Annotated in this window: 15 protein-coding genes and 1 pseudogene; 7 read left to right on the top strand and 9 right to left on the bottom strand. The window is 65.2% G+C overall.

The window, feature by feature from the left end; genetic code table 11:
- Nucleotides 1-78: 78 nt before the first annotated feature.
- Together CWO91_RS19865 and CWO91_RS19860 are read right to left on the bottom strand one after the other, a co-directional pair.
- Complete coding sequence (locus tag CWO91_RS19865; RefSeq protein ID WP_130215516.1) at nt 79-1,755, bottom strand: mucoidy inhibitor MuiA family protein; 1,677 nt, start codon at nt 1,753-1,755, stop codon at nt 79-81.
- Between the two features lie 168 nt (nt 1,756-1,923).
- The gene (locus CWO91_RS19860; RefSeq protein ID WP_130215514.1) at nt 1,924-2,544 is read right to left on the bottom strand and encodes a response regulator transcription factor; all 621 of its coding nucleotides are present in this window, start codon (nt 2,542-2,544) and stop codon (nt 1,924-1,926) included.
- Between the two features lie 203 nt (nt 2,545-2,747).
- Here CWO91_RS19860 and CWO91_RS19855 point away from each other — a divergent pair, with 203 nt between their 5' ends.
- Entirely contained in the window at nt 2,748-3,770 is a 1,023-nt protein-coding gene (locus tag CWO91_RS19855) for an AraC family transcriptional regulator (protein WP_130215512.1), read from the top strand.
- Between the two features lie 2 nt (nt 3,771-3,772).
- Here the strand turns inward: CWO91_RS19855 and CWO91_RS19850 are convergent, their stop codons facing one another.
- Nucleotides 3,773-4,984, bottom strand: a complete 1,212-nt coding sequence (locus tag CWO91_RS19850) for an NnrS family protein (protein ID WP_130215510.1) — start codon at nt 4,982-4,984, stop codon at nt 3,773-3,775.
- 129 nt (nt 4,985-5,113) lie between these two features.
- Between CWO91_RS19850 and CWO91_RS19845 the strand changes: the two genes are divergently transcribed.
- Nucleotides 5,114-5,824 (top strand): Crp/Fnr family transcriptional regulator, encoded by a 711-nt coding sequence (locus CWO91_RS19845; protein WP_091888281.1) that lies wholly within the window; start codon nt 5,114-5,116, stop codon nt 5,822-5,824.
- A 338-nt stretch (nt 5,825-6,162) separates the two neighbouring features.
- On the opposite strand, the gene CWO91_RS19840 is transcribed toward CWO91_RS19845, so the two are convergent.
- Both CWO91_RS19840 and hemN read right to left on the bottom strand, forming a co-directional pair.
- Nucleotides 6,163-6,360 (bottom strand): DUF1858 domain-containing protein, encoded by a 198-nt coding sequence (locus CWO91_RS19840; protein WP_130215508.1) that lies wholly within the window; start codon nt 6,358-6,360, stop codon nt 6,163-6,165.
- A gap of 249 nt (nt 6,361-6,609) precedes the next feature.
- Nucleotides 6,610-7,962 (bottom strand): oxygen-independent coproporphyrinogen III oxidase, encoded by a 1,353-nt coding sequence (gene hemN, locus CWO91_RS19835; RefSeq protein WP_130215506.1) that lies wholly within the window; start codon nt 7,960-7,962, stop codon nt 6,610-6,612.
- A gap of 196 nt (nt 7,963-8,158) precedes the next feature.
- Here hemN and CWO91_RS19830 point away from each other — a divergent pair, with 196 nt between their 5' ends.
- The 4 genes and pseudogenes from CWO91_RS19830 (at nt 8,159) to CWO91_RS19815 (ending at nt 11,443) form a co-directional block, all read left to right on the top strand.
- Nucleotides 8,159-8,365 carry a hypothetical protein gene (locus CWO91_RS19830; RefSeq protein ID WP_130215504.1) on the top strand — a complete coding sequence of 69 codons (207 nt, stop codon included), beginning with the start codon at nt 8,159-8,161 and terminating at the stop codon, nt 8,363-8,365.
- Between the two features lie 25 nt (nt 8,366-8,390).
- Nucleotides 8,391-8,867: pseudogene (locus CWO91_RS44350) on the top strand (copper chaperone PCu(A)C); the annotation flags it as partial.
- A 520-nt stretch (nt 8,868-9,387) separates the two neighbouring features.
- Nucleotides 9,388-10,512 (top strand): copper-containing nitrite reductase, encoded by a 1,125-nt coding sequence (gene nirK, locus CWO91_RS19820; protein ID WP_164934739.1) that lies wholly within the window; start codon nt 9,388-9,390, stop codon nt 10,510-10,512.
- Nucleotides 10,513-10,564: 52 nt separating this feature from the next.
- Nucleotides 10,565-11,443 carry an SUMF1/EgtB/PvdO family nonheme iron enzyme gene (locus CWO91_RS19815; RefSeq protein WP_130215500.1) on the top strand — a complete coding sequence of 293 codons (879 nt, stop codon included), beginning with the start codon at nt 10,565-10,567 and terminating at the stop codon, nt 11,441-11,443.
- 139 nt (nt 11,444-11,582) lie between these two features.
- Here CWO91_RS19815 and CWO91_RS19810 read toward each other — a convergent pair whose 3' ends face one another.
- From CWO91_RS19810 to CWO91_RS19800, 3 genes are read right to left on the bottom strand one after another with little or no spacing between them, the layout of a single operon-like run.
- Nucleotides 11,583-12,218, bottom strand: a complete 636-nt coding sequence (locus CWO91_RS19810; protein WP_130215498.1) for a GNAT family N-acetyltransferase — start codon at nt 12,216-12,218, stop codon at nt 11,583-11,585.
- Nucleotides 12,219-12,238: 20 nt separating this feature from the next.
- On the bottom strand, nt 12,239-12,889 hold the full coding sequence (locus CWO91_RS19805; protein ID WP_018641532.1) for a CoA transferase subunit B: 651 nt from the start codon (nt 12,887-12,889) through the stop codon (nt 12,239-12,241).
- A gap of 15 nt (nt 12,890-12,904) precedes the next feature.
- Complete coding sequence (locus tag CWO91_RS19800) at nt 12,905-13,612, bottom strand: CoA transferase subunit A (protein ID WP_130215496.1); 708 nt, start codon at nt 13,610-13,612, stop codon at nt 12,905-12,907.
- A gap of 272 nt (nt 13,613-13,884) precedes the next feature.
- Here CWO91_RS19800 and CWO91_RS19795 point away from each other — a divergent pair, with 272 nt between their 5' ends.
- On the top strand, nt 13,885-15,777 hold the full coding sequence (locus tag CWO91_RS19795; protein WP_165405564.1) for an AsmA family protein: 1,893 nt from the start codon (nt 13,885-13,887) through the stop codon (nt 15,775-15,777).
- 97 nt (nt 15,778-15,874) lie between these two features.
- Here the strand turns inward: CWO91_RS19795 and dctA are convergent, their stop codons facing one another.
- Nucleotides 15,875-17,260, bottom strand: coding sequence for a C4-dicarboxylate transporter DctA (dctA, locus tag CWO91_RS19790; RefSeq protein WP_130215492.1), 1,386 nt, complete (start codon nt 17,258-17,260; stop codon nt 15,875-15,877).
- Nucleotides 17,261-17,285 lie beyond the last annotated feature (25 nt).

The raw sequence follows: 17,285 nt of genomic DNA, 5'->3' as shown, positions 1-17,285 counted from the left end.
AGCCTGTCATCGGACTCGCCGAAGGCGAGACCCGGTGGCGGGGCATGACAACGGAGGATTTATTGCACCGTAAACTCCCTACCCCGCCGGCACGATCACCATGCCCTTGTCCTTCGGCCAGCGGATCCGCCAGACGAAGTTGATGTCCCTGATCTCGCCGGGCTTGGCGTCGAATGTCCATTCCAGCACGCCGCGCTTGTCGCGGATGTTGCTCGCGGTCGGCGGCGTGGTCGCGGGCAGCATCTCGACCACGATGTCCTCGTTCTCGCTGACCGGTAATTGATCCTCGATCGCAACCTTGATCGGGAAATCGTGACCATTGCGGATAGTCGTCTTGAATGAACGCTCGTCGGTCTTCGACGTCGTGACCAGCAGGCCCGCCGAACCTTCGTTGCGCTTGAGCACCGCGCGCTCGATCTTGATCTTGTCGTCGGCGCCGAAGCCGAGCCGCACGATGTCGTCCTTGGCCGACGCCGTGATCTTGCCGCGGCCGACGAAAACGCCGTCGCGGTAGATCGCGACCTTGCCCGGCAGCAATGCCGTATCGTCGGTCTGCTTGAAGCTGGCTTCGAGGAAGGCGGTCGGATCCATCACCGGTGCGGCGCGCACCGCCAGATCGGCGGGCACATTCACCGAAGCGATACGGAGGCTCTTGGCGCCCTCGGCGGCACCGAGACTGACGCGGCCGGGGATCCTGAAGGTGGCCTGGAAGTCGCCGATTTCGGCAACCGCCTGCTGTTCTTCGGCGCGTTCACGCGGCTCGACCGACTCGGCCATCTTCGAAAGATGGGGTTGCATCTGACGCGCGACCGGGGCGGGCCGCGCCAGATCAGAGGCCGTGCCGAGCGCCAGCGGCTTCGGCACCTGCGGATATTGCGCCACCAGCGAATTCAGCTCCGGGGCGCTGCCGCCGCGGCCGATGCGCACCGTCGAGACGCCGAGCGTCACGTTGGACCAGTCTTCGCCGGTGGATTGCGTGATCTCGGCACGGCGGACCAGCTCGAGCTGCGGCTTGCGGTCCTTGGTGCCGGTGTCGAGCCGGGCGTCGTAGAGCGGCAGCCAACGCGCGTTGCGCACGGCATAGGTCACCCGCAGCGTCGCCTTCGTCGCGGCTCCCGAGGCGACGTCGATCCGCACCTCCAGCTTGCTCGGCGGCTTGGCCGAGCGCTCGGCTTCCAATTGTGCGATCTGGCGATCGATCTCGCGCTGTTTTCGCGTGGCCTCGCGGATCGCAGTGTCGGCGGTCGCGATCTCCTCGGCGACGGTGGCAAAGGCCGCGCGCCATTCGGTGATCGGGCGCGCTTCGCCCTTGTCGCCGAGGCCGGCGGGCGAGGCTTCAGCGAAGTGCTGCGCGAACTGACGCCGTGCGGTGGCCGAGTCGATCGCACCTTGCAGGTCTGCCCGCTGATCCCTGAGCGCCTCGATGCGCTTGTCGAGCTCGGGCAGGTTCACGGGCGGCGCCGTACGCGGCGGCCGCGCGTCGATCGTGCCGATAGTCAGCTTGGCGCCCGCCTCGCCTTCGACGCGGAGGGAGGACGGATCGAGCGAGAGCGGAAAATCCTTGGCGACCAGCGTCGAGTCACCCGAGGCGAGATCCAACGAAATGACGCGCGTCACGGTGGCGCCATCGGGATAGACGGTGACCGTGTCGATCGCGGATTTGGCGTCCACGTCGGCTGCCCATGACGGCAATGCGACGGCCGAGGTCACCAGGACCAGGCTCGTGGTTGCCAAATAATTTGCGATGATGCGCATAAAATCCCTCCTGCCGGTATCGCCGCGCCGCCAGCCGGACGCGCGCGATCAGATGCCTCGCCATCGTGATGAGACGCGGCAGGGAAGGAACTGGTTCGATTGGGGTTTCCGTGGGGCGCTGCGGCGGCGGCACCGTGGCCGCGGAACGCCTTATGGTCCCGCCAGGCCTCAGATCTGGATTGGCGAGCCCTGGCCGAAGATGCGACGGAGCAGATCGGTCACGTTGCGGGCGCCAGCCTTCTTCAGGATGCTGGCGCGGTAGCCCTCGACCGTCCGCGCGCTCAGATGCATGCGCCGGGCGATTTCCTTGTTGGTGAGGCCCGCGGCGAGATGCTCGAGCACCGCGCCTTCGCGCGCGGTGAGGGGTTCGCGGCCGGGCAGCCAGCGCTGCCGGTTCGAGCCGGGTTGCGCGAACTCGTCGATCGCAGCATCGATCCGATCGACGATGTCACGGGTGCGGAACGGCTTTTCGATGAAGTCGGCCGCGCCGCTCTTGATGGCGTCGACCGCCATGGAAATGCTGCCGTTCGCCGAGGTCACCAGCACCGGCGCCATGCAGTTTTCCTCGCGCAGCCGCTTGAGCACCTCGAGGCCGGAGCGATCCGGCGGCATCTCCAGCAGCACGCAGGCCGGCATCCGCGCTCTCGCCTCCGATAGCAGCGAGGCGCCATCGGCGAAGCAGATCACGTCATAGGCGCTCTGTTGAAGCGCGGTCGAAAGCTGCTCGCGGGAGACCGCGTCAGTTTCAATGACAAACACCTCACCCTTGGAAACCATGTTTCCCGGCATCATCCCGATCCAGCAATGTCTTGGTCAAATGGCCGAGACGGCAGCGGGCCCAGTCGCCACCGCGCCGTCGTGAGCACGGCATTCACGCCAGTGCTTTGCTTCGGTTTTCCCCTATGTATGTTCCAACGCGTTCCCGGATTTGACGGATGGGGACATAAACTTTACATTTCGGGACATCCCTCGGGAATGGCGGAACGGGTCGCATGACCGACCTCATTCGCAGCGCAGGCTTGAGCTATTATCCGGAGGTCGCCCGGTCGGTCGGACTCGACCCCAGGCAGATGATGCGCAAGGTCCGACTGCCGCTGGCCTGCCTCGACAAGCCCGACACGCCGATCGCCGTCGCCGGCCTGCGCCGCCTGCTCGAATTGTCGGCCGAGGCATCCGGCGCCGAAGACTTCGGCTTGCGCCTTGCCGAGCGGGGCGGCCTGACCAATTTCGGCGCGGTTGGTTTGATCGTGCGCGAACAGGCGACAGTCGGCGAGGCCATCGAAGCATTCTCACGCTTCATCCATGTCCATCACGAGGGCATGCGGCTCGATGTTGCGCGCGACAAGCACACCGTGACCGTCACGCTGCATCTGCGCGGCCGGCAGCCGAGCGCGCCGCGTCAGGCCATCGACATGGCGCTCGGCAGCGTCCACCGCATCATCCAGTCGCTGTTCAGCAGCGATTGGCGGCCACTGGAGGTGCACCTGCACTATCCGTCGCCGCACGACCGCAAGCGTTATCGCGAGTTCTTCGGCTGCCGCGTCACCTTCAATGCGGATGACGATGCGATCCTGTTGTCGGCGCACGACATGGAGCGCCGGATCCGGAGCGCGCATCCGCTGATCGCGAATTATCTGCGCAAGCGGATCGAGGCGATCGAGACGCGCCCCGCAAGCTGGGAGGCAAAGATCGACGAGGTCGTGCGCAGCCTGCTCGCCAGCGGCGATTGCACCGTCGAGCGTGTGGCCGAGCATCTCGCCTGCACCCGGCGTACCATCCACCGCCGCCTTGCCGCGTCAGGCACCAGCTTTTCGGCCATCCTCGAAGCGCAGCGCGCCGATCTCGTGATTCAACTGATCGACGACACGCGCCGGCCGCTGGCTGACGTCGCCGTGCAGCTCGGCTTCTCCGCGCAGAGCGCCATGGCGCGCTGGTTCCGCGGCCGTTTCGGCTGTACCATCACCGAATGGCGCAAGGGCGTGCGGACCGAGGTGCCCTCGCAGACCGCGGCGTAAGCTCAGCGTGCCGGGACCGGCACGCCCATGATGGCAAGCGCCCGCCGGCGGCTGCCGGCGAGCAGCGGGCCGAACGCAATGGCAAATCCGAGGAATGCGACGACCCAGCCGCAGGCGGCAATGTGCAGTAGCGCGTCAGTGTGCGCAGGCAGCACCACCGCGGCGACCCGCGCCAGCGCCGCGACGATGATCGCGAGGTAAATCCCCTGTGTCGCCGGCGAAGCCGTCAGCGCCTGCCCGGTGTGGCCGAGGCTCGCGCGCGTCATCACCGCGAGCGTCATGGTTCCGGCCGCCCCGGCCATCCAGGCGTGAATGCCCGCACTCGAAGGCAGCGCGCCGAAGGCAGCCAGCGCATGCAGGAGGAATCCGAGCGGCACGAAAAAATAGCCGACGTGGAGGATCAAGAGCAGCCGTTCGCGGAGCGTGCGGTCACCGGCCCAGCGCGCAAGCCGCACCAGGTGCAGCACGCCGACAAGTGCCATCGCGACGCCGGTGACGGCATTCAATGGCGCCACGATCCACGAGATGAGCGCGAGCGCGCTGCATCCGATCACCGCGCCGTCGAAGCGTCCGAACGGCACCGGCAGGCGGCCGGGATTGAACTTGACCAGCCAGTTGCGGGTGAAGCTCGGGATGATGCGGCCGCCGATCAGCGCGATCAGCAGCACGACCACGCCGATGCCGACGCGGATGCCGATATCGGCCGCGCCTTCGAAGTGCGTTTCGAGATGAAAGGAGATGTTGCCGGCAAGCAGCACCAGCACGAGCGCCACCACGGGCAGGTTGCGCCAGTTGCCGCCTGCGACGATCTCGCGCGCCGCGGCGGCGACGACCAGCGCCAGGAAGGCGGCATCGACGAGAAGCGCGAACACCCAGCCCGTGTCGGCCGACAACGTCACCGCAATGCGCCCGGCGAGCCAGACCACCAGCAGCGCCCCCAGCGAGGCACCCTGGATCGGCAACCGCCCGGTCCAGTTCGGGATCGCCGTGAACAGGAATCCGGTGATCACCGCAGGCAGGAAGCCGTAGAGCATCTCGTGGACATGCCAGTCGCGCGGTGCGAAGGCTGATGTCACCGACAGCTCGCCATAGAACATCGGCAGCCAGACCAGGATCGACAAGGCGGCCTGGATCGCGGCGAACAGGAAAAAGGGCCGAAAGCTGTTCGCAAACAGCGGCCAGCCCTCAAAGTTGCGGGATCGGGCGCCAGCCATGGGGTCAACTCCTGGAAATTCCAACCGGTGTCTGGAAAAATACTGCCGCCCGGCCGGCCCGTTTTGCGCTATCGCAAACTGTTGGACGATTGCAGGTGCCATCACACTCCCCAGCGCCAAGGAGACAGAATGGCCAAGGTCGACACATCGCTCGTTGCGCATTTGCCGCTATTTGGGGGCGTCAAGCCGGAGGACCTCGAGGAAATCCTGCGCGAGGCCCGCTCGGCGCGTTACCCCAAGAACAGCACCATCTTCGAGCAGGGGGCGGACGCGCAGTCTTTTTTCCTGCTGCTGCACGGCCACGTCCGGGCCGCCAAGACCACGCCGACCGGCGAGCAGATCGTGGTGCGCTATGTCGCGCCCGGCGAGACGTTCGGCCTCGCGATGGCGATCGGAGCAGCGCACTATCCGGCGACGGCGATGGCGGTCGACGACAGCGTTGTGCTGATCTGGCCGACCTCGGCCTGGCCCCGGCTGATCGAGCGGTTTCCCTCGCTCGCCGCCAACACGCTCCAGACGGTCGGCACGCGCCTCCAGGAGAGCCACACCCGCATCCTGGAAATGTCGACCCAGCAGGTCGAGCAGCGCGTCGCGCATGTGCTGCTGCGCCTCGCCAAGCAATCCGGCAAGAAGCTCGACCATGGCATCGAGATCGACTTCCCGATCAGCCGCCAGGACATCGCGCAGATGACCGGCACCACGCTGCACACCGTCAGCCGTATCCTGAGTGGCTGGGAGAGCCAGGGTCTCGTCGAGAGCGGCCGCCAGCGCATCATCCTGCGCGAACCGCACAGGATCGTCGTGCTGGCGGAGCGGAGCCCCGATAGCGGCGCGGCGTGAGAGCTGCGCCAGGACGTTTTTCCGGAGTTAGTTGGCCTATCGATTGAGTGCAGTTTCCCCGCGGCCCATCCTTCGAGACGCCCGCTTCTGGCGGGCTCCTCAGGATGAGGACGGAGTGCGCGGTCAACAGTTTCAACAAGCGCAGATGCCGATTAGCCTCATCCTGAGGAGACCGCGAAGCGGTCGTCTCGAAGGACGAGGCGTGCGCTAAAGACCTGCCCAAAGGCATATGCGACAACCCTGACCTGCAAGACAGGAGCGAGGGGCGATTCCGCTTACGGCGAAAGCGCGCCCTCACCCGGGAATCCGCACGCGGCCCGCGCGAATTCCGGACCACCTCACGCCGGCACGCAGTCGCACAGCGCGGCGAGGAATTTCTCGCGGTCGATGTCATGCTCGCGGCAGGCGTCATCCACCGTGTGGAAGGTCGCGATCGGGCAGCCGACACAGGCCATCCTGAAGGCGAGAAACACACGGATCGTGTGCGGCGCCGTGCGCATGATGTCATCGACCAGATCGTCGGATCGGAAAGACATGGACAACTCCGTTCCGAAACGACGATAGCGGAGCGGGGCGGAGTTTCTTTGTTGAAGCGCAAGCAACGCGTCATTCCGGGGCGTGCGCAGCACGAGCCCGGAATCCATTGTGCAGCGCGTGATGTGGAACAATGGATTCCGGGCTCGCGCCATCCAAGTCGGCTATTGCCGACTTGGATCTTCAAGTCTGCCGAACTCGGGTAAACCCGAGTTCGGTTGGCGCGCCCCGGAATGACAGAGTGTGTGAGTTCAAACCGCCCGGCTGTGCAGCTGCTTTCCTGGATCCAGATGCGCGTCGAACGCCGCCGCGACGCTGCGGACCAGGAAGCGCGAGTCCCTGGCGACCGCGAGCTTGTCGCCGTCCAGCCTCACGACGCCGTCAGAGATCAGCGGCTTCAGACGCGACGCCGACTTCAGCATCGCCTCGGGCTCCGCGCCATGCCGCGCGCAGATGTCGCCGAGATCGGCGCCGAACTCGCACATGATGCGCTCGATGATGTCGGCGCGCAGCCGGTCGTCATCGGTGAGCCCATAGCCCTTCGCGGTGGCGAGACGGCCAGCGCTGATGCACTGCGCGTAGGCGCCGATCTGCACCTCGTTCTGGACGTAGCCTTGCGGCAGGCGTCCGATCGCGCTCGCGCCGAAGCCGAGCAGCACTTCGGCCTTGTCTGTGGTGTAGCCCTGGAAATTGCGCCGCAGCGTCCGCTCCTCGAAGGCCACGGCCATGGAATCGTCGGGTCGCGCGAAATGATCGAGGCCGATCTGCACGTAGCCAGCCTCCTTCAGCGCATTCGCGATCGCGCAAGCCTGGTCATGACGCGCGGGGCCGTCGGGCAGGACGGCCTCGTTGATCATGCGCTGATGCTTCTTGAAATCAGGCACATGGGCATAGCCGAACACCGAGAAGCGGTCGGGCGCAAGCGCGAGCGCGCGCCGGACTGTGTCCAGGCACGAGGCGACGGTCTGGTGCGGCAGCCCGTAGATCAGGTCGAAATTGACTCCCGCGATATCGGCGCGCCTGAGCATGTCGACGACGCAAGCCGTCTGCTCGAAACTCTGCACGCGGTTGATCGCGCGTTGCACGACGGGATCGAAACTCTGAACCCCGAGACTCGCGCGGTTGACGCCGGAGAGCCGCATCGCCTCCACCATGTCGGCGGTCAGCGTCCGAGGATCGATCTCGACCGCGATCTCCGCCGTGGGCAGCACGAAGAATGCCCGGCGCATCGTTGCCATCAACTCGGCGAAAGCTTCCGGCGCCATGATCGTCGGCGTGCCGCCGCCGAAATGAATATGCTCGACCTTGATGCGGCGGCCGATCGTGTCGGCCACTTGCACGATCTCGCTGCGCAATGTCCGCTGATAGGCCGCGATCAGCTCGTCGCGGCGGACAATCTGGGTATGGCAGCCGCAATACCAGCACATCTCGCGGCAGAACGGCACGTGCAGATAGAGCGACGCGCTGGCACCCGCCGGGAGCTCGGCAAGCCACCTGGCGTAGGTGTCTCCACCGATCGAAGGCGAAAAGTGCGGTGCGGTCGGGTAGCTCGTGTAGCGCGGCAACCGTTCGTCGCCGTAGCTCACCGCGAGATCAGCTCTCATATCTTACCCATTCGTAAATTCGGCCGCTTGCTGACGCCGCGGCGAGTCACAGCTAACCCGGATTCGCGACGGCGACCTTGCGCTCGCGCAAAGTCCGGACGGGGCGGCGAAGGCAAACATTGCGCTCGCGCAAAACGCAATGACCGGTTCCGCGCCATGCTGATGGTCGATCGCACGGCCATCCGGAGCGTTTGCCATGAGGCTTCTCGCACTCGAACTGATCCTGTCCCTGCTCGATGTCCGCGGCCATATCCCGCGCTTCGACGACTTCCGCCCCGTCCCGGCAGCTCCAGCGACCGGCCCTGTCGGCATCGCGCGCGCTCTGGCCGCCGCAATCGCGGTCTTCATCGTGCTGTCGCTGGCGATCTGGGCAACGGTCCGGCTCGCCATACAGCTGCTCTAGCCGCATCTTCGCGAAAGCCTCGATCATGATCTCATCCAGACGCATCCTCGCCGGCGCGGTCGCCTTGTCGTGCCTTGCCGGGCCGCCCGCCTTCGCCGCCGACACGACCCGTGGCGATCTCGTCATCACCGCAGCATGGAGCCGGGCGACGCCCGGTGGCGCCAGAGTCGCCGGCGGCTATCTCACGATCGAGAACAGAGGCCTCGCACCGGAGCGGTTGAAGACCGCATCGACCGCGCATGCGCTGAGAACCGAAATCCACGAAATGGCCGTCAACGACGGCGTCATGACCATGCGTCCACTGGACAACGGACTCGTCATCGCGCCCGGCCAATCCCTCTCGCTCGCACCCGGCGGCGGACACCTGATGTTCATCGGGCTCGACGCACCGCTGCGCGTGGGCGACGAGGTGCCGGTGACGCTGTCGTTCGAACATGCGGGCGACGTGACGGTGATGCTCGACGTGCAGGCCATCGGCGCACAGGCGCCGGACAAAGCCGGCAGCAAGCAGGCCGCCGAGCCCGCGCCGCAGTCGAAACAAACGATGTCAACGCCGCCCGCGGCAACGTCCGAGGCAGACGAGAGCTTCTTCACCCATCTTCACGCCGAGAAGGCCATGGCGAACGTCACGGTCTCGCCCGGTCGCGCCGGGCCGGTCGAGATCGCGATCCAGCTCGAAGATGCGAACGAGTTGCCGCTGGGCGCCGACGCAGTGGCGGTCACGCTCGGCAATCCCGAGCATGGCGTGGCGCCGGTGACGGCAAACGCCGAACGTGTCGGCCACGATCAGTGGCGCGTCACAATGTCGGCGCCGTTGTCGGGCCGCTGGTCGCTCGGCCTCGACATCCGCATCACGTCCTCGGACGCGGTCAACGTCGTGTCGCCGATCCTACTCCGGTAAGCCCCTAAGTACTGTCGCGGAGGCAAATCCGACTGAAGGTTGTTGCAGCGCAAATCATCTTGCCGTGATCGGCGCACACTGCATCCGTCATCAAAACCATTTCAGATGAAGGATGCTTCCGATGTTCACCCGCAGAGCTGCACTGATCGGCGCCGCCGCGACTGCGCTGATGTTGGCGACCCCCGCTTTGGCCGCTGACGATCTCAAACTGCCTCGTCAGAAGGTCGAGCTGGTCGCTCCGCCTTTCGTACATGCGCACGAGCAAGCGACCAAGCAGGGCCCCAAGATCATCGAGTTCAAGCTCACCATCGAGGAGAAGAAGGTCGTCATCGACGAGAAAGGCACCACCTTCCAGGCGATGACCTTCAACGGCTCGATGCCGGGGCCGCTGATGGTCGTGCATGAGGGCGACTACGTCGAGACGACGCTGGTCAATCCCGCCACCAACACCATGCCGCACAACATCGACTTCCATTCCGCGACCGGCGCGCTCGGCGGCGGTGCGCTCACCCTGGTCAATCCCGGCGAGCAGGTCGTGCTGCGCTGGAAGGCGACCAAGACCGGTGTATTCGTCTATCACTGCGCGCCGGGCGGCCCGATGATCCCCTGGCATGTCGTCTCCGGCATGAACGGCGCCGTGATGGTGCTGCCGCGCGACGGACTGAACGACGGCAAGGGCCACGCGCTGAAATACGACAAGGTCTACTATATCGGCGAGCAGGACATGTACGTGCCGCGCGACGAGAAGGGCAATTTCAAGTCCTACGATTCGCCCGGTGAAGCCTTCACCGAGACCGAAGAGGTGATGAAGAAGCTCACGCCGACCCATGTCGTGTTCAACGGCAAGGCCGGCGCGCTGACCGGCAAGAACGCGCTGACCGCCAATGTCGGCGAAAACGTGCTGATCGTGCATTCGCAGGCCAACCGCGACAGCCGTCCGCACCTGATCGGCGGCCATGGCGACTATGTCTGGGAGACCGGCAAATTCGGCAATGCTCCCGAGGTCGGGCTCGAGACTTGGTTCATCCGCGGCGGTTCTGCGGGCGCGGCGCTGTACAAATTCCAGCAGCCCGGCATCTACGCCTACGTCACGCATAACCTGATCGAGGCCGCAGATCTCGGCGCCACAGCGCACTTCAAGGTCGAAGGCAAATGGAACGATGATCTGATGACGCAGGTGAAAGCGCCGGCCGAAATTCCGGCGCAGACGCAGGGCGCCCTGGAGACCGGCCGCAAGACCAACTGACAAACAGAGGGGCCGGCAAATCGCCGGCCCTTTTTTCTTTGCGGGGATCACCATGCTGATCGCATTCAAGCTGAAGTTGGCGCTGGCCTGCGCGGCCGGACTCGCGGGACCGCTGGCGGTCGCGCCTCTGGTCTCCGAGATGGCGACGCAGCGCGCGGGCGGCGAGCCGGCGATCATCGAGATCGCCGCCGGCAGCTTGGTCTATCGCGAGGCCGGTGATTTCACGCGCGCCGGGCAGCAGGCCGAAGCGCCGCTGCGAAAGCTGCGGTTCAACAGACCGCTTCACATCATGCGCGAACAGGTCTCCTCCGCCGACTTTCAGCTCTGCGTGCAGGATGGCGCATGCCGCGCGCTGGGCCGCGACGTCGTCGTCGCGCCCGATCGCCCTGCGGTCCAGGTGAGCTGGTACGACGCCGAAGCCTATGCGGGCTGGCTGTCGCGCAAGACCGGCAGGCATTATCGCCTGCCGAGCGACGAAGAATGGGCATTTGCCGCCGGCAGCCGTTTCAGGGATGACGGCGTGCCGGTCGACGCAAGCGATCCTTCGAAGCGCTGGATCAGCCGCTACGAGCGTGAGTCCGAGCGCGACCTCGCCGACACCACCGCCTATCCGTTCGGCAGGTTCGGCCTCAACGAGCACGGCCTCGAAGACATCTCCGGCAACGTCTGGGAATGGACCTCGACCTGCTTCGTGCGCTCGCGGGTCGACGAGACCGGCAATACGATCCGCCCGACCGTGAATTGCGGCGTGCGCGTCGCGGAGGGCGCGCACCGCGCCTATGTCACCGATTTCATCCGCGACGCCCGCGCCGGCGGCTGCGCGCAAGGCGTGCCGCCCGCCAATCTCGGCTTCCGCCTGGTGCGCGAGCAGACCTCCTGGGTCGCGAGCGTGTCGGCGCGGTGGGGCAAGGTGTGGTCGGCGCGGTCGTAGCGCCTCTCCTGCTGTCATTGCCCGCGAAGGCGGGCAATCCAGTATTCCAGAGATGACAGTGATAGTATCGAAAGGCCACGGCGTACTGGATGCCCGCCTGCGCGGGGCATGACAGTTCAAAATGCCAAGACAGGGCCGATCAAATCGCCCGCGCAAACATGCGGAAGCCGGGCGCGCCGATGATCGCCTCGAACGTGGGATCGCGCTTCTCTTCCGCAAAGACAAAACCCGCCTTGGCATAGGCGCGTTCGGCAGGTTCGTTGCCGATCAAAAACGAAATTGTCGCCCGGCCAAATCCAGCCGCCCGCCCTTTATCCAATGCATGCGCGATCAGCGCCTGCACCAGGCCAAGACCGCGATAGCCGGGATCGGTTGCGATGTACTCTATCATCCAGTCGCCCTCCCCGCCCTGAACCCAGCAGGCGCGCGTATAGACGCCACGTTGACGGATAGCTTCCAGCTCCGGCGCGGCGAGCCCGGTTGCGACCGCGACTTCCTCGATCGCGCGCCAGGCCGCCGGTCCCGTACCGGCTGCTGGCAACGCACACAGCGCTGCGGCCGGTTTGCCATCGACCTCGGCGACCAGGAATTGCGAGACGTGCCACATCGACACGGCGCGGGCGACCGCGATGCGCGCGATGAAATCGCGGCACTGCGCTTCGGGCCAGCCAAGCGCGACATCGAACCAGCCGCGCGGGCGGTAGCCGCGCTGCGCCGAAAGGATGGTTTGAACGATGAAATCGGCGTCTTCGGGACGCGCAGACCGTATCGTCATGCGCGCCCCATTGCGAAGCCTCAGGTGTTCTTCAGCGCGACGCGGAATTCGGCTTCGGTCTTGGCCTTGACCTCGTCGAGCGAGACGCCGTCGGCGAGCTCGATCAGGGCCATGCCGCCGTCGCCGTGCTTGTCGATGGTGAAGACGGCAAGATCGGTGACCACCATGTCGACCACGCGCTCGCCGGTGAGCGGCAGGTTGCACTGCTTCAAGAGCTTCGGACCGTCCTTGGCGGAATGCTCCATCACCACGACGACGCGCTTGACGCCGGCGACGAGGTCCATCGCGCCGCCCATGCCCTTGACCATCTTGCCGGGGATCATCCAGTTGGCGAGGTCGCCGTTCTGGGCCACCTGCATCGCGCCGAGGATCGACAGATCCATGTGGCCGCCGCGGATCATCCCGAAGGAATCGGCGCTCGAGAAATAGGACGTCGAGGGCAGCTCGCTCACGGTCTGCTTGCCGGCGTTGATCAGGTCCGCATCCACCTCGTCTTCATAGGGGAACGGGCCCATGCCGAGCATGCCGTTCTCGCTCTGCAGGCTGACGTCCATGCCGTCGGGGATGTAGTTCGAGACCAGCGTCGGAATGCCGATGCCGAGATTGACGTAATAGCCGTCGCGCAGTTCCTTCGCGGCGCGCGCGGCCATCTGTTCACGGGTCCAGGCCATATCGCTCTCCTGATCTCAAGCTGCCGTGCGCGGGCGGGTGTTGCGGAATTCGATGCGCTTCTTGGCCGTGCCGACCTCGACGATGCGCTTCACGAAAATGCCGGGCGTGTGGATGTGGTCGGGATTGAGTTCGCCGGCCGGAACCAGATGCTCGACCTCGGCCACGGTGATCTTGGCGGCGGTCGCCATCATCGGGTTAAAGTTGCGCGCGGTCTTGCGGTAGATGAGGTTGCCGGCGGTGTCGCCCTTCCAGGCATGCACGATGGCGAGGTCGGCGAACAGGCCGCGCTCCATCAGATACTTCTCGCCGTCGAACTCCTTCACTTCCTTGCCTTCGGCGATCAGCGTGCCGACGCCGGTCTTGGTGTAGAAGGCTGGGATGCCTGCGCCACCGGCGCGAATGCGCTCCGCCAGCGTGCCCTGCGGATTGAATTCGAGTTCCAGCTCGCCGGCGAGGAATTGCTGGGCGAACAGCTTGTTCTCGCCGACATAGGACGAGATCATCTTCTTGATCTGACGGGTTTCCAAGAGGCGGCTGAGCCCGATGCCGTCGACGCCGGCATTGTTGGAGACCACCGTCAGGCCCTTGACGCCGGCCTCGCGGATCGCGTCCGACAGCTCCTCGGCGATGCCGCAGAGGCCGAAGCCGCCCGACATGATCATCATGTTGTCTTTGAGAATGCCGTCGAGAGCCGACTTGGCGTCGGGATAGACCTTGTTCATGCAAATGACCTTCGACTGAACCTTCGGCTTGCGGGCGTCGCGCCTTATTGGCGGCGATTATTAGGCGAAATTCTCCGAGGCCGTCAATGATACGGGGTTCTCCGTTCCGCCCCCGGGTGATAGAAGCTGCCCACGCCGTGGGCAGAATCGCCCGCGGCCTTGAAAGCGACAAGAAAACCCATCAAGTTGCGGGGGTTGGGCGTGGGCACGCAGGTTTCCCGACCCGCCCTTCTGGCTCCAACGACCAACCCGATCAGGACATGCCATTGACCATGGCCCAAGGAATGAAGCGCCTCGGGACGCCGATCGCGGCGCTGCTCGGCGTGGCGCTGATAGCCCTGATCGCGACCTCCTGGCTCATCAACCGTGACGCGCTGCGCAAGGCGGTGGAAGCGCAGATCCGCGACGTGACCGGGCTGGAGCTCAGTGTCGCAGGCAATATCGACATTTCGGTCCTGCCGGCGAGCTACATCTCCTTCCGCGACGTCGGTCTCAAGGGCGGCGGTGCCAACGATCCCGCGCTCCATGTCGACGTGCTCACCGCCAATTTGCGGCTGCTGCCGCTGCTGCTGCAACGATTCGAGATCGCCGACCTGGCGCTGCTGCGGCCGCGCATCCATGTCAGCCTGAAGCCGGACGGCGAGAGCAACTGGACACCCTTCATCCAGACCATTGCACGCACCATGAAGCCCGGCGCCGACAACCAGGTGTCGTTCTCCGAGATCAGGATCCAGGACGGCGTACTCAATTACGAGGACTCCGCCACGCACGCCACCGAGAAGCTCGAGGACATCGACCTGTCGCTGGCCTGGCCCTCGATCTCGCGCTCCTTTGCCGCGACCGGACAGTTCGACTGGCGCGGCGAGCGCGTCGACGGCTCGATCAGCTTTTCCGATTTCGTCGCCGCCCTCTCCGGCGAGCGGTCGGGGTTGAAGGCGCGGATCGCGAGCGCGCCGCTCAAGCTCGCCTTCGACGGCAGCGTCGCCAACCGCACCAGCCCGATGATGGAAGGCACCCTCACCATCGACAGCCCGTCCTTGCGCAACGCCCTGCGCTGGACCGGACAGCCGCAGCCGGGCAGCGGCGGCTTCGGCCGTTTCGCGCTGAAGGCGCGCGCCAACGTCGTGGGTGCCTCGATCGCGCTCACTAACGTCAATGTCGAGCTCGACGGCAATACCGCCGAGGGCGTCATGACCTACGCCAATAACGGTCGGCAGACCCTCCAGGCGACGCTCGCCGCCGACGCGCTCGACTTCACGCCTTATATCTCGACCTTCCGCCTGCTCGCGAGCGGAGCGCGCGACTGGAACAGACAGCTGTTCGATCTCAACGGATTGTCGACCACCGATCTCGACATGCGCCTATCGGCGGCAAAGCTGACGGTCGGCCCGTCGAAGCTCGGTCGCACCGCGATCGGCGCCAATTTGCGCAACGGCACGCTGGCGCTCTCGGTGGGCGAGGCCCAGATCTTTGGCGGCATCGCCAAAGGCTCGTTCGGCATCGCGCGCGCCGACAGCGTCGCCGACATCAAGGCTCAATTCCAGTTCACCGATGTCGATCTGCAGGCCTGCGCCTCCGAGCTGTTCGGGGTCAACAAGCTGTCCGGCCGCGGCAACATCAACGTGTCGCTGTTCGCTTCAGGCTCGAGCCCGTTCGGCCTCGTGCAGTCGCTCGACGGCAACGCCACCGTCACCGGGCATGACGGCGCGATCGCGGGCTTCAACGCTGAGCAACTGCTGAAGCGTCTGGAGCGGCGGCCGCTGTCCGGCGGCGGCAATTTCCGCAACGGCTCGACCCCTTATAACAATCTCACCATCGCGGTGAAATTCGCCGACGGGATCGCGACCGCCGAGGACATCCGCATCGAAGGGCCCGCGGCGAAGATCACGCTGACCGGCACCGCCTCGGTGCCGACGCGCGAATACGACATGAAGGGCGTGGCGAGCCTCAACACCACGTCCGGCTTTCAATTGCCCTTCATGGTGCAGGGGCCCTGGGACGATCCCCTGATCTTCCCCGACCCCGAAAGCTTGATCCGGCAGTCGCCTGCGGCTTCTCCCTTCCTCGATCTCCTGAAGCAGCGCATCACCGGGGGCGGAAAGCGCCCCGCGCAGGATGGATCGCCGACGGCGGAGAATGCGAAGGACAGCGCCAAATCCAACTAGAGTGATCAACGTCGCTCTCTTAGGGGTCGGCAGCCTGCGGGCCACGGGCTCGATTTGGCAGCCGAATACTGCAATCGATTTCATGCAAACGCGGTCGTCAGGCGGCGGATTGCGTCGTCGAGATCCAGCTCTTGTCCTCCCGCACCAGCGCTGCCTCCCCGATCTTCGTCCCGGCCGCGGCCGTGACAGTGCCGCTCTGTCCCAGTTCACGGGCCAGCACCTCGCGGTCACAGGCGTCCTCCCACAGCGAAACGGTGATGGACGCGACACAGTTGCTGATCATGCTGGTCAGCGCCCGAGCCTCCGACATGAAGCGGTCGATGCCAACAAGCAGCGCCACGCCGGTCACGGGCAAATCCGGCATGACCGAGAGGGTCGCGACAAGCGCGACGAAGCCGCTGCCGGTGACGCCGGCCGCCCCCTTGGACGTCAGCAGCATCAGTCCGAGCATCGCCGCGATCTGCCCCCATGACAGGTGAATGTCACAGGCCTGCGCAATGAAGATGGAAGCCAAGGTGAGGTAAATGGCGCTGCCGTCCAGATTGAAAGAGTAGCCCATCGGCAACACGAGCCCTGACACGCCTTTCCGGCATCCGAGCTGCTCCAGCTTGCGCAGCGCGCCAGGCAGCGCCGGCTCCGACGACGACGTGCCGAGCACGATCAGCAGTTCTTCCCTGAAGTAGCGGATGGTCCTCCACAGGCTGAAGCCGTTCAGCCGCGCCAGCGTACCAAGCACGACGATCACGAAGACGGAGCAGGCGATATAGAAGGTCAGGATCAACAGTCCGAGCGAACCAATCGAGCGGATGCCGTAGCGGCCCACCGTGAACGCCATGGCGCCAAAGGCGCCGAGCGGAGCAAGTTTCATGATGAAGCCGAAGGATACAAACAGCACGTGAGAGAACGCGGCGACTGCCTTTGTCACCACGACACCCCCATCGCCGGCACGGCTTAGGCCGAAGGCGATCAGGATGGAGATCAGCAGGACCGGCAGCACCTCACCATCGGCAAACGCTCCAAAGAACGAATGCGGGATGATGTGCAGCATGAAGTCCGCAAATCCGGTCGCGCCTGCCTGCTTGGTGAATTTCGCAGCCACCGACGGGTCCAGCGTACTGACGGAAACATGCATGCCCGCCCCTGGCTGAATCAGCGATACGGCGATCAGGCCGGCCAGCAGCGCAAGCACTGTCAGCAGGTAGAACAGTGCCATGGATTTCACCAGCGTGCGGCCGACCTCACGGGAATCGCTGATGCTGTTGATGCCGCTCACGATGGTGCAGAACACGATCGGTGCGATCATCATCTTGACCAGCTTGACGAAGCCGTCTCCGAAGGGCTTCAGCGCGGCACCAAATTCAGGCCAGAAATGGCCGGTGAGGACGCCCAGCATGAGGCCGATCAGCACCTGGACGTAGAGAATCCGGTAGAATGGCTTCCGCGCCTCGGTGTTCGGGTGTCCAACCAGCGCTTGCTTGTGCATTCTCGTTTCTCCCATGGCTCTGATT

Origin of the sequence: Bradyrhizobium genosp. SA-3 (assembly GCF_004212635.1) — a bacterium.
In the GTDB taxonomy this organism is placed as follows: Bacteria; Pseudomonadota; Alphaproteobacteria; order Rhizobiales; family Xanthobacteraceae; genus Bradyrhizobium.
This window is presented reverse-complemented; position numbering and strand designations above follow the sequence as displayed.

Coding starts and splice junctions, on each gene's coding strand:
- CWO91_RS19815 (WP_130215500.1), top strand. CDS start 10,565: ATGCTGATCGCATTCAAGCTGAAGTTGGCGCTGGCCTGCGCGGCCGGA.
- CWO91_RS19850 (WP_130215510.1), bottom strand. CDS start 4,984: ATGGCTGGCGCCCGATCCCGCAACTTTGAGGGCTGGCCGCTGTTTGCG.
- CWO91_RS19860 (WP_130215514.1), bottom strand. CDS start 2,544: ATGCCGGGAAACATGGTTTCCAAGGGTGAGGTGTTTGTCATTGAAACT.
- nirK (WP_164934739.1), top strand. CDS start 9,388: ATGTTCACCCGCAGAGCTGCACTGATCGGCGCCGCCGCGACTGCGCTG.
- CWO91_RS19805 (WP_018641532.1), bottom strand. CDS start 12,889: ATGGCCTGGACCCGTGAACAGATGGCCGCGCGCGCCGCGAAGGAACTG.
- CWO91_RS19865 (WP_130215516.1), bottom strand. CDS start 1,755: ATGCGCATCATCGCAAATTATTTGGCAACCACGAGCCTGGTCCTGGTG.
- hemN (WP_130215506.1), bottom strand. CDS start 7,962: ATGAGAGCTGATCTCGCGGTGAGCTACGGCGACGAACGGTTGCCGCGC.
- CWO91_RS19795 (WP_165405564.1), top strand. CDS start 13,885: ATGGCCCAAGGAATGAAGCGCCTCGGGACGCCGATCGCGGCGCTGCTC.
- CWO91_RS19810 (WP_130215498.1), bottom strand. CDS start 12,218: ATGACGATACGGTCTGCGCGTCCCGAAGACGCCGATTTCATCGTTCAA.
- CWO91_RS19840 (WP_130215508.1), bottom strand. CDS start 6,360: ATGTCTTTCCGATCCGACGATCTGGTCGATGACATCATGCGCACGGCG.
- CWO91_RS19800 (WP_130215496.1), bottom strand. CDS start 13,612: ATGAACAAGGTCTATCCCGACGCCAAGTCGGCTCTCGACGGCATTCTC.
- CWO91_RS19845 (WP_091888281.1), top strand. CDS start 5,114: ATGGCCAAGGTCGACACATCGCTCGTTGCGCATTTGCCGCTATTTGGG.
- dctA (WP_130215492.1), bottom strand. CDS start 17,260: ATGCACAAGCAAGCGCTGGTTGGACACCCGAACACCGAGGCGCGGAAG.
- CWO91_RS19855 (WP_130215512.1), top strand. CDS start 2,748: ATGACCGACCTCATTCGCAGCGCAGGCTTGAGCTATTATCCGGAGGTC.
- CWO91_RS19830 (WP_130215504.1), top strand. CDS start 8,159: ATGAGGCTTCTCGCACTCGAACTGATCCTGTCCCTGCTCGATGTCCGC.